This window comes from Lysobacter defluvii IMMIB APB-9 = DSM 18482 (genome assembly GCF_000423325.1).
GTDB classification, from domain to species: Bacteria; Pseudomonadota; Gammaproteobacteria; order Xanthomonadales; family Xanthomonadaceae; genus Novilysobacter; species Novilysobacter defluvii.
This window is the reverse complement of record NZ_AUHT01000011.1, coordinates 16,008-30,288: the sequence shown is the minus strand read 5'-3', so window position 1 is coordinate 30,288 and position 14,281 is coordinate 16,008. Positions and strand designations below refer to the sequence as shown.

The window sequence follows — 14,281 nt, the reverse complement described above, 5'->3', positions numbered from 1 at the left end:
CCATTACCGGAGGCACCTTCCATGTCCCTGACCGAACGTTACGAACACACCCTCGACGAGATCCGCGGGCAGGGCCTGTTCAAGGCCGAGCGGATCATCACGAGCCCGCAGGCGGCGGAGATCACGCTGGAAGACGGGCGCACGGTGCTCAACTTCTGCGCCAACAACTACCTGGGGCTGGCCGACCATCCGGCGATGATCCAGGCCGCGCGCGAGGCGCTGGACACCCACGGGTTCGGGATGGCCTCGGTTCGTTTCATCTGCGGCACCCAGGACCTGCACAAGGAGCTGGAGAAGACCATCGCGGACTTCTTCGGCACCGAGGACACCATCCTCTACGCGGCCTGCTTCGACGCCAACGGCGGGCTGTTCGAGCCGCTGCTGGGGCCGGAGGACGCGATCATCTCCGACTCGCTCAACCACGCCTCGATCATCGACGGCGTGCGCCTGTGCAAGGCCAGGCGCTACCGCTACGCCAACTGCGACATGGCGGACCTGGAGAAGCAGCTGAAGCAGGCGCGCGAGGACGGCGCGCGCACCATCATGATCACCAGCGACGGCGTGTTCTCGATGGACGGCTTCATCGCCCCGCTGGACGAGATCACCGCGCTTGCGGAGAAGTACGGCGCCCTGGTCCACATCGACGAGTGCCACGCCACCGGCTTCATCGGTGCCACCGGCCGCGGCTCGGCCGAGGTCAAGGGCGTGATGGAGAAGATCGACATCTTCACCGGCACGCTGGGCAAGGCCATGGGCGGCGCGGTGGGCGGCTTCACCACCGCGAAGGCCGAGGTGATCGAGATGCTGCGCCAGCGCTCGCGGCCGTACCTGTTCTCCAACTCCCTGCCGCCGCACGTGGTGGCCGCCGGGATCAAGGCCTTCCAGATGCTCGACCAGGCCGGGGAGCTTCGCGAGCGGCTGGCGGAGAACACCGCGTACTTCCGGGGGCGGATGGAGGCGGCCGGCTTCGACCTCAAGCCCGGCGTGCACCCGATCGTGCCGGTGATGCTGTACGACGCGCCGCTGGCGCAGCGTTTCGCCGAGCGGCTGCTGGAGGAAGGGATCTATGCGATCGGCTTCTTCTTCCCGGTGGTGCCCAAGGGCGAGGCACGCATCCGCACCCAGGTCTCGGCCGCGCACACCCGCGAGCACCTGGACCGGGCGATCGACGCCTTCACCCGGATCGGGCACGAGCTGGGCGTGCTCAAGGGCTGAACCGGCCAGCCGGCGCCACCCCGGAAAACAGGAACGGCCGCGAAATCGCGGCCGTTTCCTTTTCCCTGCCCCGCAGCCCGGGGCCGTGGGTCGCCGGAAGGTCTATTCGTCGTCGCCCTGCTCCCGCGGCGCGTCCGCGGCGCCCTCTGGCGCCTGCGCCGCAGCCTCGGCTTCGGCCGGGACGGCGGCTGGCGCACGGCCCTTCGCCACGCGCACGCCCTTGGCTTCCATCCACGCGGCGAAGGCATCGGCGGTCATGCGCTCGCCGTTCTGGTTCATGTTGAAGCGCCACGGGGTGTTGTCGAACTCGGTGCGCGGCTTGTACGTCGCCGCGTCGATCACCTCCGGCGCCGGCGTGGCCGCGGGCATGGTGCTGGCGACCATCCCCTCCGCCACGGGGGCGGCGGGCATGGCGTCGGCGGCCGGTACGACCCCAGGCACGGCCGGCGCGGTAGCGGTCGCCACCTGCGCGCACCGCTCCAGCTGCTGGCGGTACAGGACCTGCTCTGCGGACAAGGCGTCGGTTGCCGGCTGGTCCAGCACGCCCCCGGCAACGCCGAGCGGCTGCTCCGGCGTCCCCAGCTCGCCGGCGACCGGCGCCACGGCCGTCGCGGACTGGATCACCTGCGGTGCGGAAAGTCCGCTGCAATCGATGGAGGGCTCGGCGAGAGCGAGGCTGGACAGGGACATCAGGGCGGCGGCCGCGATCAGGCGTTGCATGGGACTCTCCTGCTGGTGGACCGGCAGCCCACCGGGCCGCGCGACCGCTGAAGTGTAGGCCCCGCGATCGCCCTGCCTCAAGCATTCAGCGTCCGTTGCGTGACCGCCCGCCGCAAAAAGCGGAAGCCCGGCACGGGGCCGGGCTTCCTGGTACTGCTGGAGAGGCTTCTCCGTGCAGCGGGCTCGATCAGTTCTGGACGTTGAGCTCGGTGCGGCGGTTGGTCTCGCTCTTGCACTCCGGCAGGGTCTGCGGGGTGTTCTCGAGCGGACGGCTCTCGCCGAAGCCGTTCGGGCCCACCAGGCGCGAGGCCGCGATGCCGTTGCTGGTCAGGTAGTCGTACACCGCGGTCGCACGACGCTCCGACAGCGACTGGTTGTACGCATCGGTGCCGCACAGGTCGGTGTGGCCGGCCACCTCGACGCGCAGGTCGGGGTAGCGCTGCAGGATCTGCACGGCCTCGTTCAGCACGGCCACCGCGTCCGGACGCAGGGTCGACTTGTCGAAGTCGAAGTTCACGCCGCGCAGGTCGATCGACACCGGGACCGGGCAACCGTCCGGACCGATGGTCTGGCCGGGCTGCGAGTTCGGGCACTTGTCGTCGCAGTTGTTGACGCCGTCGCCGTCGTCGTCCAGGTCGGCGCAGCTCGGCGCCGCCGGGGCCGGGGCGGGAGCGACCGGGGCGACCGGCTCGGGGCCCAGCGGGACGACCACGCCGACCGACGCCAGGACGTCGCCGAACCAGTCTTCCCCAGAGGCATGGACGCTCTGGTCGTCGAAGTCCGCACGATAGGCGAGCTCGGTGCGGATCTTGACCCGGCCGGCATCGGCCAGTGCGCCCACGCCGACCTTCGCCGCCAGGTTGCCGTCCTCGCGCTCGCCGGGCGAGTCGGGGCTCGGGAAGGCGTCGTACTCTTCCTCGGAGCGCTGGTACCCCAGGCCCACCAGCAGGTACGGGTTCCAGCCGCGGCCTTCGTTGATGAAGTGGCGGCGCAGGTCGAGCGAAATGCCGTACTGGCTCCAGTTCAGATCGCGGTTCTCGTCGAGGTTCGCATTCTGGTAGTTCAGCTCGCCGTCGAGCGACCACTCGGGGCTGATGAACTTGCCCATGCCCAGCGTCCCGAACGGCGTATCGCGGGTGCCGCGGTCACCGTCCTGGATGTTCATGCCGGCGGAACCGGTGACGTACCAGCGATCGTCGAACTCCTGCGCATCGGCCGTGGCCATTGCGGCCAGGCCTGCGAGAAGCGCCATACCAAGCAGGCGGGTCTTCATCGTTGTTGCTCCTTTGGGGGATTGTGTGGAACGCGGTCCAACGGGCGGATGATACACATTCAGGAACCTGTATACCCGCGCGGGGCACGTGGCTTTACAGACAATGCAAAGCCCGGCCACGGGGCCGGGCTTTGCGCGGGTGGCCAGGTTCCACCCGTGGTACGACCGTCCGGATCGTCAGTTCTGGACGTTCAGCTCGGTGCGGCGGTTGGTCTCGCTCTTGCACTCCGGCAGGGTCTGCGGGGTGTTCTCGAGCGGACGGCTCTCGCCGAAGCCGTTCGGGCCCACCAGGCGCGAGGCCGCGATGCCGTTGCTGGTCAGGTAGTCGTACACCGCGGTCGCACGACGCTCCGACAGCGACTGGTTGTACGCATCGGTGCCGCACAGGTCGGTGTGGCCGGCCACCTCGACGCGCAGGTCGGGGTAGCGCTGCAGGATCTGCACGGCCTCGTTCAGCACGGCCACCGCGTCCGGACGCAGGGTCGACTTGTCGAAGTCGAAGTTCACGCCGCGCAGGTCGATCGACACCGGGACCGGGCAACCGTCCGGACCAATGGTCTGGCCGGGCTGCGAGTTCGGGCACTTGTCGTCGCAGTTGTTGACGCCGTCACCGTCGTCGTCCAGGTCGGCGCAGCTCGGGGCCGCCGGGGCCGGCGCGGGAGCAACCGGTGCGACCGGCTCCGGGCCCAGCGGGACGACGACGCCGACCGACGCCAGCACGTCGCCGAACCAGTCCGCCCCGTCATCGCGCGGGACGTCGTCCGTCATGAAGGCGCCGACGCTGTCGTCATCGGCGTCGATGCGGTAGGCCAGCTCGGTACGGATCTTCACCCGGCCGACGTCGCCCTGCGCACCGAACCCGATCTTGCCGGCGATGTTGCCCTCGTCCCGCTCGCTGGGCGCGCCATTGCGCTCGAAGCGTGCAGGAAGAACGGGGTTGGAGGGATCAAACTCCTCCTCGGCACGCTGGTAGCCCAGGCCCATCACGATGTACGGATTCCAGCTGCGGCCCTCCACGACGAAGTGCCGGCGTGCGTCGAACGAGATGCCGTACTGGCTCCAGTTGAGGTCGCGGTTCCGTTCCGCGTTCGGGTTCTGGTAGTTGAGCTCGGCATCGATCGACCAGTTCGGGTTGATGAACTTGCCGACGCCGATCGCACCGAACGGCGCGTCACTGGTATCGCGGTCGTTGTCCTGGATATTCATTCCGACTGAGCCGGTGAGGTACCAGCGATCATCGAATTCCTGCGCGCCGGCAGCTCCGGCCACACCCAGGCCGCCGACAAGAGCGGCACAGAGGAGCTTCTTGTTCATATGTTTCTCCTTAACGTTCGGTCCAGATATCGAACCCGGTAACTCGCGGTTCTCGTGATTGAGTCGGACGGCCGCCTGGCGACGCCATCGCGGCGCAGGTTAGGTGCGCACTTGTGAAAGCGGTGTTAACCCGTAACTAACAACCCCGGGGCTTCTTCTCCATGGCCGCATCTCCTTGGTCACGCAAATGAGCGCCATCGGCGCCACCTCCGTTCACGCCCCGTTTATTTTGCGGTCGTTACCGTGCCGCATCTTTTCACCGCCCCCGCGTGGCGGTTCCCTAGCCCGCCGCCCCCTTCAGCCGGCAGCGGATGCCGGGCCAAGCGCGCCGACTAGAGCCGCCGCCCTCCCCAGTACGTAATGCCGTTGGCGATCGCCTTGCGGGTTTCCGCGGGCCAAGCCTGCACGGCCACGGAGCAAGGAGAGAACGAATGAAACTGGCATGGATCCTGTGGCTGGCTTCCATCCTGCCGCCACAAAGCGCCGACTCGCTGTGCCTGAGCACGACGCTGTACCTGGAAGCACGCGACCAGTCCATCCAGGGCCAGCAGGCAGTCGCGGAAGTCGCCCTGCGCCGGCGCGACAGCGGGCTGTGGGGCGACAGCGTCTGCGAGGTGGTGACCGCGCGCAAGCAGTTCGCGCCCACCCTGGTCTCGCCCAATTACCGGCTCCACAACACCGAGGCCTGGGCGCGCGCGGTGACCGTGGCCCTGGACGCGCAGCGCAACTGGGAGTTGCCGCCGGAGGAGCGCAACGAGATCGTCCCCGGCGCGAGCCATTTCGCCGCGCTGGCGATCGCCAGCCCGAGCTGGCAGGACGCCCACCGCGTCGCCACCATCGGCGACCATACGTTCCTGCGGGTACAGAGCCTGCCGCCGCGCAAGTCCTGATCCGGGCCGTCCCCGCGTCGCCCTTCTGGCGGCACCTCACGAAAAAGGCCGCGTCCCGTGACGCGGCCTTTTCCTTCTGCAGCAGGTACGTTCCCGGCGGAGCGCAGCTGCCTCAGCGCGTTTCCAGGGGCGGATACTCGCGGTTCTCCGGGCCGGTGTAGTTCGCGCTCGGGCGGATGATCTTGCCGTCCTCGCGCTGCTCGATGACGTGCGCGCTCCAGCCGGTGGTGCGGGCGATCACGAACAGCGGGGTGAACATCGGCGTCGGGATCCCCATCATGTGGTAGGCACTGGCGCTGTACCAGTCCAGGTTCGGGAACATCTTCTTGGTGTCCATCATCAGGTTCTCGATGCGCTCGGACACGTCGAACAGGACCTGGTTGTTCCCCTTCGCGCACAGCTTGCGGCTGATCTCCTTGATGATCGGGTTGCGCGGGTCGCCGATGGTGTAGACCGGGTGGCCGAAGCCGATGACGATCTCCTTGCGCTCCATGCGTGCGCGGATGTCGGCCTCGGCTTCGTCGGCCGAGCCGTAGCGGCTGATGATGTCCATCGCCACTTCGTTGGCCCCGCCGTGCTTGGGCCCGCGCAGCGCGCCGATTGCGCCGGTGATGCACGAGAACAGGTCCGAGCCGGTCCCGGCGATCACGCGCGCAGTGAAGGTCGAGGCGTTGAACTCGTGCTCGGCGTACAGGATCAGCGACTTGTCGAGCGCGTCCGCGTGCAGCTGGCTGGGCGGCTCCCCGTGCAGCAGGTGCAGGAAGTGGCCGGCGACGGTCTCGTCGTCGGTCTCGGTCTCGATGCGGCGGCCGTTGCGGGTGAAGTGCCACCAGTACAGCAGCATCGAGCCGAAGGAGGCGATCAGCCGGTCGGCGATGTCGCGCGCCTCCGCGGCCGGATGCCCTTCGCGCTCGGGCAGCACCGTGCCCAGGACGGAACAGCCGGTGCGCAGCACGTCCATGGGATGGGCGCTGGCCGGCACCAGCTCGAGCGCCTCGGCGACGATCGCGGGGAGCCCGCGCAGGCGGCGCAGCTTGGTCCGGTACGCCTGGAGGCGCCCGGCGCTGGGCAGCTCGCCGTGCACCAGCAGGTGCGCGACCTCCTCGAAGCTGGAGCGCGTCGCCAGGTCCTTGATGTCATAGCCGCGGTAATGCAGGTCGTTGCCGCTGCGGCCGACCGTGCACAGCGCGGTGTTGCCGGCCGCGGTGCCGGACAGGGCGACGGACTTCTTGGGCTTGGGGGTCTGGGTGGTCTCGGTCATGTTTCCTCGGTCCTCGATATCTGGCCCCCTCTCCCGCTTTCCAGCCCCCTCTCCCGCTTGCGGGAGAGGGTTGGGGTGAGGGGCTTTTGCTTTTGCTTCTGCTGTTGGTTCTGATCCCGATGAAAAGCGGCCCTCATCCGCCCTTCGGGCACGTGGACTCGCCACATCCATGTGGCCCGCCCTTCGGGCGGCTTCGCCGTCCAAATCGGCAGTCCTGCCGATTTGTCTCCCGCAAGCGGGAGAAGGGAGGCGCGGGAGCAGGGACGGGATGGGAGAAGGGATGGTGGCGGGGATCAGTCCTTCGACGCGGCAAACAGTGCGTCGAGCTTGTCCTCGTACTCGTGGTAGCCCAGGAAGTCGTACAGCTCCGCCCGGGTCTGCATGCGGTCGACGTAGCGTTCCTGGGTGCCCTCGCGGCGCACGGTCTCGTAGAAGCCCAACGCCGCCTTGTTCATGGCGCGGTAGGCGCCGCAGCAGTACAGCGCGATGTCGACGCCGGCGCCGCGCAGCTCGTCGGTGGTGAAGAACGGGGTGGAGCCGAACTCGGTCAGGTTGGCCAGGATCGGCACCTTCACCGCGTCCTTGAACTTGCGGTAGTCGTCGAGGGTCTTCATCGCCTCGGGGAAGATCATGTCGGCGCCCGCCTCGACATAGGCGACCGCACGCTCGATCGCCGAGTCGATGCCCTCGGCGGCGGCGGCGTCGGTGCGGGCCATCACCACGAAGCCCGGGTCGGTGCGCGCGTCCACCGCCGCCTTCACCCGGTCGACCATCTCGGCCTTCGAGACCACTTCCTTGCCCGGCCGGTGGCCACAGCGCTTCTGGCCGACCTGGTCCTCCATGTGCACCGCGGCGACCCCGACGCGCTCGAAGCTGCGGATCGTGCGGGCGATGTTGAACGCGCCGCCCCAGCCGGTGTCGATGTCGACCAGCAGCGGCAGCCCGGTGGCGTCGACGATGCGGCGGGCGTCGGTGAGCACGTCCTCCATGGTGGAGATGCCCAGGTCGGGCATGCCCAGCGAGTTGGCGGCCACGCCCCCGCCCGACAGGTACAGGGCCTTGTAGCCCACCCGCCGCGCCATCAGGCCGGCGTAGGCGGTGATGGCGCCCACCACCTGCAGCGGGGACTCCTCGGCCAGGGCGGCGCGGTAGCGCGCCCCGGCGGACGGTTGCATCGACATGCGTTCTCCGGTGTTGCGGGAAAGGCCGCCATTCTAGCCGAGCAGCCACGCCGACCCTGCCGGGCCCCGCCCGCGACGGGTGCAGGAAAAACGAAAAGGGCGCACTTGCGTGCGCCCTTCCGGTGGACCGATGCGGCCGCGGGTCAGAGCAGGTGGGCCACGCCCTCGCGCTCTTCTTCCAGCTCGGCCAGGGTCCTGTCCATGCGCTCGCGGGAGAAGGCGTCGATCTCCAGGCCCTCGACCCGCTTGTACTCACCGCCCTCGGTGATCACCGGCACGCCATAGATGATGCCCTCGGGGATCCCGTAGCTGCCGTCCGACGGCACGCCCATGGTCACCCACTCACCGTTGCTGCCCAGCACCCAGTCGCGGATGTGGTCGATGGCGGCGTTGGCCGCCGAGGCGGCCGACGACAGGCCACGCGCCTCGATGATCGCCGCGCCGCGCTTGCCAACCTGCGGGATGAACTCGTTGGCGTTCCAGTCCGCGTCGTTGACCTTGTCCTTCAGCGACTCGCCGTTGGCGGTGGCGAAGCGGTAGTCCGGGTACATCGTCGGGCTGTGGTTGCCCCACACCACCAGCTTGCGGATGTCCCCGATCGGCACGCCGGCCTTGCTGGCCAGCTGGCTCAGGGCGCGGTTGTGGTCCAGGCGCAGCATCGCGGTGAAGTTCTTCGCCGGCAGGTCCGGCGCGGACTTCATGGCGATGTAGGCATTGGTGTTGGCCGGGTTGCCGACCACCAGCACCTTGACGTCGCGGCTGGCGACCTTGTTCAGCGCGGCGCCCTGGGCGGTGAAGATCTTGGCGTTCTCCAGCAGCAGGTCCTTGCGCTCCATGCCCGGCCCGCGCGGGCGGGCACCGACCAGCAGCGCGATGTCGGCATCCTTGAACGCGACCTCGGCATCGTCGGTGCCGACCATGCCGGCCAGGAGCGGGAAGGCACAGTCCTCGAGCTCCATCATCACGCCCTTGAGGGCGGCCTGCGCCTTCTCCATGGGCAGTTCGAGCATCTGCAGGATCACCGGCTGGTCCTTGCCCAGCATCTCGCCGGAGGCGATGCGGAACAGCAGGGAATATCCGATCTGGCCGGCAGCACCGGTCACGGCAACGCGGACGGGGGATTTCATGCGGGGGATGCTCCTGTCAGCTCAGTTCGTTGAAGAATTCGCGGATTCGCTCCATGCCCGGCATCAGCTGCGGCGTCGGGCAGGTGTAGCTGATGCGCAGCGAGCGCGGCTCGCCGAAGGCCGAGCCCGGCACGCAGGCCACGCCCTTTTCCTCCAGCAGCACGCTGCACAGCTCCACGTCGTTGCCGATCGCCTTGCCGCTCGGGCCATGGGTCCTGCCGAAGGCGCAGCTGACGTCCGGGAACACGTAGAACGCGCCCTGGGGCCGCGGGCAGACCACGCCCTCGATCGAGGCCAGCACGTCCATGACCTGGTCGCGCTTGGCCTGGAACTCGGCGCACTTGGCCTCCGGCACGTCCTGCGGGCCGGCAAGCGCGGCGGCGGCGGCGGCGCTGGTCATCTCCGGCAGGCTGGTGATGTGGTTGGAGTTGAGGGTCACGACCGCCCTGGCGACCTCCTCCGGACCGGCCATGAAGCCGACGCGCCAGCCCGGCATGCCGTAGGTCTTGGACAGCGAGTCGACGAAGATCACCCGGTCGCGCAGCTCCGGCCGGGCGTGCACGAAGTTGTGGTAGCCCACGCCGTCGAACACCATCTTGTTGTAGATGTCGTCGGTGATCACCCAGGTGTCCGGGTACTTCGCGATCACGTCGGCCAGCGCGCTGATCTCGTCCCGGGTGTAGACCATGCCGGTCGGGTTGGACGGGTTGTTGAACAGCAGAACGCGCGGCTTCTTCGCCAGCGCCGCGTCCAGCTGGGCCGGCGTCAGCTTGTAGTCCTGCTCGGGCGGGCACGGCAGCAGCTCGACCTTCGCGTCGACGATCTCGGCGATGTCCAGGTAGCTGGTCCAGTACGGGGTCGGGAAGGCGATGGTGTCGCCGTCGTCCAGCAGCGCCTCGGCCAGGTTGTACAGCACCTGCTTGGCACCGACGCCCGTCGCCAGGTTCGCCTTGGTGTACCCGGTCAGCCCCAGGCCCTCGAGGTGCCCCAGGAAGGCGTCCAGCATCGCGTCGGCGCCGCGGTTGCTGCCGTACTGGCCGCTGTCGTTGTCGAGCGCCTCGCGCACCGCCTGGTAGACGTGCTCGCCGGGAAGGAAGTTCGGGACGCCGATCGAGAAGCTGATGACGTCGCGGCCTTCGGCCTTCAGGCGCTTGGCCTTCTCGGCGATCACCATGATCGCACTGGGCTTGGCGCGGCCGATCCGCCGGGAAAGCTGGGGCATCTTGGACCTCGTGTGGGGAGTGACGGACGGCCGGGAAACCCGGCCGGGAAGACCGCCGATTCTACCACGCGGACCCTTGCGGCCCGGAGGGCGCGGGCGCCGCGGGCGGCGCCCTGCCCCGCCCCGTCAGGCGTCGAGGGTCTTGTTCCAGTCGGCCACGCGGTCGGCCTTCGCCGCCAGCGCCGCGTCGACGTCGCCTTCCAGCTTGACGGACTTGATCTTGTCGCCCTGCTTGATGGAGTCGACCACTTCCATGCCGTCGGTGACCTTGCCGAACACGGTGTGCTTGCCGTCCAGCCACGGGCACGGGACATGGGTGATGAAGAACTGGCTGCCGTTGGTCCCCGGGCCCGCGTTGGCCATGGAGAGCACGCCGCGCTCGTGGCGCAGGCCGTTGTCGGTCTCGTCCTCGAAGCGGTAGCCGGGGCCACCGGTGCCGGTGCCTTGCGGGCAGCCGCCCTGGACCATGAAGTCGTTGATGACGCGGTGGAAGTTCAGGCCATCGTAGAAGCCGCGCTCGGCCAGGTTGGCGAAGTTGGCGACCGTCAGCGGGGCCTTTTCGGGCTCGAGCTGGACGCGGATCGGGCCGCGGTCGGTGTCGAAGGTGGCGGTGAGGCTCATGGAACACTCCGGTGGGGAAGGTGACCGGAAAGCATAACGCAGCACCGCCCCGCCACTTGACGGGCGCGCGCATCGATATACTGGCCGACTGTCCCCGAAAAACGGCCCCGGCTGTTCCTCCAATGTCCTCGCATCCCACCGTACAGCGCCTGCGCAACATTGCCATCGTCGCCCACGTCGACCATGGCAAGACCACCCTCGTCGACCAGCTGCTCAAGTCCTCCGGGACCCTCAACGAGCGCTCGGCCGTCCCCGACCGGGTGATGGACAGCGGTGACATCGAAAAGGAGCGCGGGATCACCATCCTGTCCAAGAACACCGCGATCCGCTGGACCGACCCGCAGGGCGAGCAGTGGCGGATCAACATCGTCGACACCCCGGGGCACGCCGACTTCGGCGGTGAGGTCGAGCGGGTGCTGTCGATGGTCGACTCGGTGCTGGTGCTGGTCGACGCGATGGATGGCCCCATGCCGCAGACCCGCTTCGTCACCCAGAAGGCGTTCGCGATGGGCTTCAAGCCGATCGTCGTCATCAACAAGGTCGACCGGCCCGGCGCCCGCCCGGGCTGGGTGCTGGACCAGACCTTCGACCTGTTCGACCGCCTCGGCGCCAACGAGGACCAGCTCGACTTCCCGGTCGTCTACGCGTCCGGCCTGCAGGGCTTCGCGAGCCTGGACGAAGAGGCGCGCAGTGGCGACATGACGCCGCTGTTCGAGGCCATCTGCAGGCACGTCCCGGCGCCCGACGTCGACCCCGACGGCCCGTTCCAGATGCGCGTGTCGAGCCTGGACCACAACAGCTACGTCGGCATGATCGGCGTGGGCCGCATCCAGCGCGGCAAGGTCCGCCCGAACCAGGCGGTCACCGTGGTCGACCGCGAGGGCAATACCCGCAGCGGCAAGGTGCTGCAGGTGCTGGGCTTCATGGGCCTGGAGCGGGTGGAGGTCGAGCAGGCCAGCGCAGGCGACATCATCGCCTTCTCCGGCATCGACCCGCTGGGCATCTCCGACACCCTGTGCGACCCGGCCGCGGTCGAGCAGCTGCCGGTGCTCACCGTCGACGAGCCGACCATCTCGATGACCTTCCAGGTCAACGATTCCCCGTTCGCCGGCTCCAAGGACCACAGCGGCGGCAAGTTCCTGACCAGCCGCCAGCTGCGCGACCGGCTCGTGCGCGAGACCGCGCACAACGTGGCGCTGCGCGTGGAGGACACCGCCGACGCCGACAAGTTCAAGGTCTCCGGCCGCGGCGAGCTGCACCTGTCGATCCTGATCGAGAACATGCGCCGCGAGGGCTACGAGCTCGCCGTGTCGCGCCCGGAAGTGATCATGCGCGAGATCGACGGCGTGCTGCAGGAGCCCTACGAGGCGCTGGTGGTCGACCTGGACGAGCAGTTCCAGGGCAACGTCATGGGCCGGCTGGGCGAGCGCAAGGCGATCCTCCAGAACATGGAGTCCGACGGGAAGGGCCGCGTGCGCCTGGAGTTCATCATCCCCGCCCGCGGGCTGATCGGCTTCCAGACCGAGTTCAAGACCCTGACCGCCGGCACCGGCATGATGTTCCACGTGTTCGACCACTTCGGCCCCCGCACCACCGGCGAGGTGGGCCAGCGCCAGAACGGGGTGCTGATCTCCAACGCCACCGGCCCCTCCCCGGCCTACGCCCAGATCGCGATGCAGGAGCGCGGCCGGCTGATGATCGAGCCCGGCCAGGAGATCTACGAAGGGCAGATCGTCGGCATCCACGCCAAGGACAACGACCTGACCGTCAACGCACTGCGGGGCAAGCAGCTGACCAACTTCCGCGCCTCGGGCAAGGACGACGACGAGGGCCTGGTGCCGCCGGTGAAGTTCTCGCTGGAGCAGGCGCTGGAGTTCATCGACGACGACGAGCTGGTCGAGGTCACCCCGAAGGCGATCCGCCTGCGCAAGAAGCACCGCACCGAGGTGGACCGCAAGCGCGCCTCGCGCGCGGCGGGCTGACCCGCCACCCGGGCGGGCGCGCCGTGCCGCCGCGTGCGGCTATGGCGCCCCGCCCTGGCTGCGGACGATCCGCATCGACAGTTCGAGCGCCTGCTCGTAGTTCAGGCGCGGATCGACGCTGGAGCGGTAGGCGCGCTCGAGGTCGCGTTCGGTCAGCTCGCGCGCGCCACCCAGGCATTCGGTGACGTCCTCCCCGGTCAGCTCCAGGTGCACGCCGCCCAGCCGGGTGCCGGCGGCGGCGTGGATCTCCGCCGCCTGCTCGAGTTCGCTGGCGATGTTGGCGAAGCGCCGGGTCTTGTAGCCGTTGGAGGTGTTCTCGGTGTTGCCGTGCATCGGGTCGCACACCCACAGCACCCGGGCGCCTTCGCGCTGCACCGCCTTGAGCAGCGGTGGCAGGCACTCGCCGATCCGTCCCGCCCCCATCCGGTGGACCAGGGTCAGGCGCCCCGGCTCGTTGCCGGGGTTGAGCACCTCCACGAGGCGCAGCAGCGCGTCGGGCGTGACCGACGGACCGACCTTCACCGCCACCGGGTTGCGGATGCCGCGGAAGTATTCCACGTGCGCGCCGTCCAGCCCGGCCGTGCGCATGCCGATCCACGGGAAATGGGTGCTGAGGTTGAACCAGCCCCAGTGCCTGGGCACCTGGCGCGTGAGCGGCTCCTCGTACGGCAGCAGCAGCGCCTCGTGGGAGGTATAGAAGTCGACCCGGCGCAGGTTGTGCACCGCCTCGCCGGAAAGCGTCTCCATGAAGTGCACGGAGTCGGCCACCTGCTCCACCATGCGCCGGTACTCTGCCGCGAGCGGCGAGTGCCCGACCCACGCCAGGTCCCAGTACTCGGGGTGGTGCAGGTCCGCGAAGCCGCCGTCGATCAGCGCACGCACGAAGTTCATCGTCATCGCCGAGCGGGCATGCGCCTTGATCATCCGGCGCGGGTCCGGCGTCCGGGCAGCGGCGGTGAACGCGGGTGCATTGACCATGTCCCCGCGGTAGCTGGGCAGGGTCACCCCGTCGATGGTCTCAGTGTCCGCCGAACGCGGCTTGGCGTACTGGCCGGCGAAGCGGCCGACCCGCACCACCGGCTTGCGAAGGCCGTGCACGAGCACCAGGCTCATCTGCAGCAGCACCTTGAGCCGGTTGGAGATCACCTCCGGGGTGCAGCCATCGAAGGCTTCGGCACAGTCGCCGCCCTGCAGCAGGAAGCACCGGCCCTCCTGCGCTTCGGCGATGCGCTGGCGCAGCGCCAGGATCTCCCAGGACGTCACCAGCGGCGGCAACGCACGCAGTTCTTCCTCGACCGCCGCCAGCTCGCGCGGATCCGGGTAGCGCGGCAACTGCAGCGCCTCGCGCGTACGCCACGAACCCGGGGTCCACCCTTCGGCCAGGTTCACGGGCTGCAGGTCGGGGTCGGGGCTGGCCATCAGGCGCTACTTCCAGTGCGGCGGGGAACCGCACATCATCCGCCCCCCGGGCCGGG

General features: G+C 68.9%; 12 protein-coding genes. 3 read left to right on the top strand and 9 right to left on the bottom strand.

Annotated elements, in window-relative coordinates; all coding sequences use genetic code 11:
* Positions 1-21: 21 nt before the first annotated feature.
* Entirely contained in the window at positions 22-1,215 is a 1,194-nt protein-coding gene (kbl, locus tag G545_RS0109395) for a glycine C-acetyltransferase (protein ID WP_027070158.1), read from the top strand.
* Between the two features lie 102 nt (positions 1,216-1,317).
* On the opposite strand, the gene G545_RS0109390 is transcribed toward kbl, so the two are convergent.
* The 3 genes from G545_RS0109390 to G545_RS0109380 all read right to left on the bottom strand — a co-directional run bounded on the left by G545_RS0109390 (position 1,318) and on the right by G545_RS0109380 (position 4,522).
* The gene (locus G545_RS0109390; protein WP_027070157.1) at positions 1,318-1,935 is read right to left on the bottom strand and encodes a hypothetical protein; all 618 of its coding nucleotides are present in this window, start codon (positions 1,933-1,935) and stop codon (positions 1,318-1,320) included.
* Positions 1,936-2,122: 187 nt separating this feature from the next.
* The gene (locus G545_RS0109385; RefSeq protein WP_027070156.1) at positions 2,123-3,208 is read right to left on the bottom strand and encodes an OmpA family protein; all 1,086 of its coding nucleotides are present in this window, start codon (positions 3,206-3,208) and stop codon (positions 2,123-2,125) included.
* A 177-nt stretch (positions 3,209-3,385) separates the two neighbouring features.
* Positions 3,386-4,522, bottom strand: a complete 1,137-nt coding sequence (locus G545_RS0109380) for an OmpA family protein (protein ID WP_027070155.1) — start codon at positions 4,520-4,522, stop codon at positions 3,386-3,388.
* 431 nt (positions 4,523-4,953) lie between these two features.
* On the opposite strand from G545_RS0109380, the gene G545_RS0109375 reads away from it, so the two are divergent.
* Positions 4,954-5,412, top strand: a complete 459-nt coding sequence (locus tag G545_RS0109375; RefSeq protein WP_027070154.1) for a cell wall hydrolase — start codon at positions 4,954-4,956, stop codon at positions 5,410-5,412.
* A 112-nt stretch (positions 5,413-5,524) separates the two neighbouring features.
* Here the strand turns inward: G545_RS0109375 and prpC are convergent, their stop codons facing one another.
* The 5 genes from prpC to G545_RS0109350 form a co-directional block, all read right to left on the bottom strand.
* Entirely contained in the window at positions 5,525-6,673 is a 1,149-nt protein-coding gene (gene prpC / locus G545_RS0109370) for a bifunctional 2-methylcitrate synthase/citrate synthase (RefSeq protein WP_027070153.1), read from the bottom strand.
* A 293-nt stretch (positions 6,674-6,966) separates the two neighbouring features.
* Positions 6,967-7,854, bottom strand: a complete 888-nt coding sequence (prpB, locus tag G545_RS0109365; RefSeq protein ID WP_027070152.1) for a methylisocitrate lyase — start codon at positions 7,852-7,854, stop codon at positions 6,967-6,969.
* A gap of 143 nt (positions 7,855-7,997) precedes the next feature.
* On the bottom strand, positions 7,998-8,981 hold the full coding sequence (locus G545_RS0109360; RefSeq protein WP_027070151.1) for a malate dehydrogenase: 984 nt from the start codon (positions 8,979-8,981) through the stop codon (positions 7,998-8,000).
* Positions 8,982-8,997: 16 nt separating this feature from the next.
* The gene (locus G545_RS0109355; RefSeq protein ID WP_027070150.1) at positions 8,998-10,203 is read right to left on the bottom strand and encodes an aminotransferase class I/II-fold pyridoxal phosphate-dependent enzyme; all 1,206 of its coding nucleotides are present in this window, start codon (positions 10,201-10,203) and stop codon (positions 8,998-9,000) included.
* Between the two features lie 126 nt (positions 10,204-10,329).
* Positions 10,330-10,824 carry a peptidylprolyl isomerase gene (locus G545_RS0109350; RefSeq protein ID WP_027070149.1) on the bottom strand — a complete coding sequence of 165 codons (495 nt, stop codon included), beginning with the start codon at positions 10,822-10,824 and terminating at the stop codon, positions 10,330-10,332.
* Between the two features lie 122 nt (positions 10,825-10,946).
* Between G545_RS0109350 and typA the strand changes: the two genes are divergently transcribed.
* The gene (typA, locus tag G545_RS0109345) at positions 10,947-12,806 is read left to right on the top strand and encodes a translational GTPase TypA (protein ID WP_027070148.1); all 1,860 of its coding nucleotides are present in this window, start codon (positions 10,947-10,949) and stop codon (positions 12,804-12,806) included.
* Positions 12,807-12,845: 39 nt separating this feature from the next.
* Here typA and G545_RS0109340 read toward each other — a convergent pair whose 3' ends face one another.
* Positions 12,846-14,225: a class II 3-deoxy-7-phosphoheptulonate synthase gene (locus tag G545_RS0109340; RefSeq protein WP_052106590.1), complete on the bottom strand. Its 1,380-nt coding sequence runs from the start codon at positions 14,223-14,225 to the stop codon at positions 12,846-12,848.
* Between the last annotated feature and the right edge of the window lie 56 nt (positions 14,226-14,281).

Excerpts from the sequence above, each read along its gene's own strand:
- G545_RS0109380 (WP_027070155.1), bottom strand. The coding sequence starts at position 4,522 with ATGAACAAGAAGCTCCTCTGTGCCGCTCTTGTCGGCGGCCTGGGTGTG.
- G545_RS0109385 (WP_027070156.1), bottom strand. The coding sequence starts at position 3,208 with ATGAAGACCCGCCTGCTTGGTATGGCGCTTCTCGCAGGCCTGGCCGCA.
- G545_RS0109375 (WP_027070154.1), top strand. The coding sequence starts at position 4,954 with ATGAAACTGGCATGGATCCTGTGGCTGGCTTCCATCCTGCCGCCACAA.
- G545_RS0109355 (WP_027070150.1), bottom strand. The coding sequence starts at position 10,203 with ATGCCCCAGCTTTCCCGGCGGATCGGCCGCGCCAAGCCCAGTGCGATC.
- G545_RS0109360 (WP_027070151.1), bottom strand. The coding sequence starts at position 8,981 with ATGAAATCCCCCGTCCGCGTTGCCGTGACCGGTGCTGCCGGCCAGATC.
- G545_RS0109390 (WP_027070157.1), bottom strand. The coding sequence starts at position 1,935 with ATGCAACGCCTGATCGCGGCCGCCGCCCTGATGTCCCTGTCCAGCCTC.
- kbl (WP_027070158.1), top strand. The coding sequence starts at position 22 with ATGTCCCTGACCGAACGTTACGAACACACCCTCGACGAGATCCGCGGG.
- typA (WP_027070148.1), top strand. The coding sequence starts at position 10,947 with ATGTCCTCGCATCCCACCGTACAGCGCCTGCGCAACATTGCCATCGTC.
- G545_RS0109340 (WP_052106590.1), bottom strand. The coding sequence starts at position 14,225 with ATGGCCAGCCCCGACCCCGACCTGCAGCCCGTGAACCTGGCCGAAGGG.
- prpB (WP_027070152.1), bottom strand. The coding sequence starts at position 7,854 with ATGTCGATGCAACCGTCCGCCGGGGCGCGCTACCGCGCCGCCCTGGCC.
- G545_RS0109350 (WP_027070149.1), bottom strand. The coding sequence starts at position 10,824 with ATGAGCCTCACCGCCACCTTCGACACCGACCGCGGCCCGATCCGCGTC.
- prpC (WP_027070153.1), bottom strand. The coding sequence starts at position 6,673 with ATGACCGAGACCACCCAGACCCCCAAGCCCAAGAAGTCCGTCGCCCTG.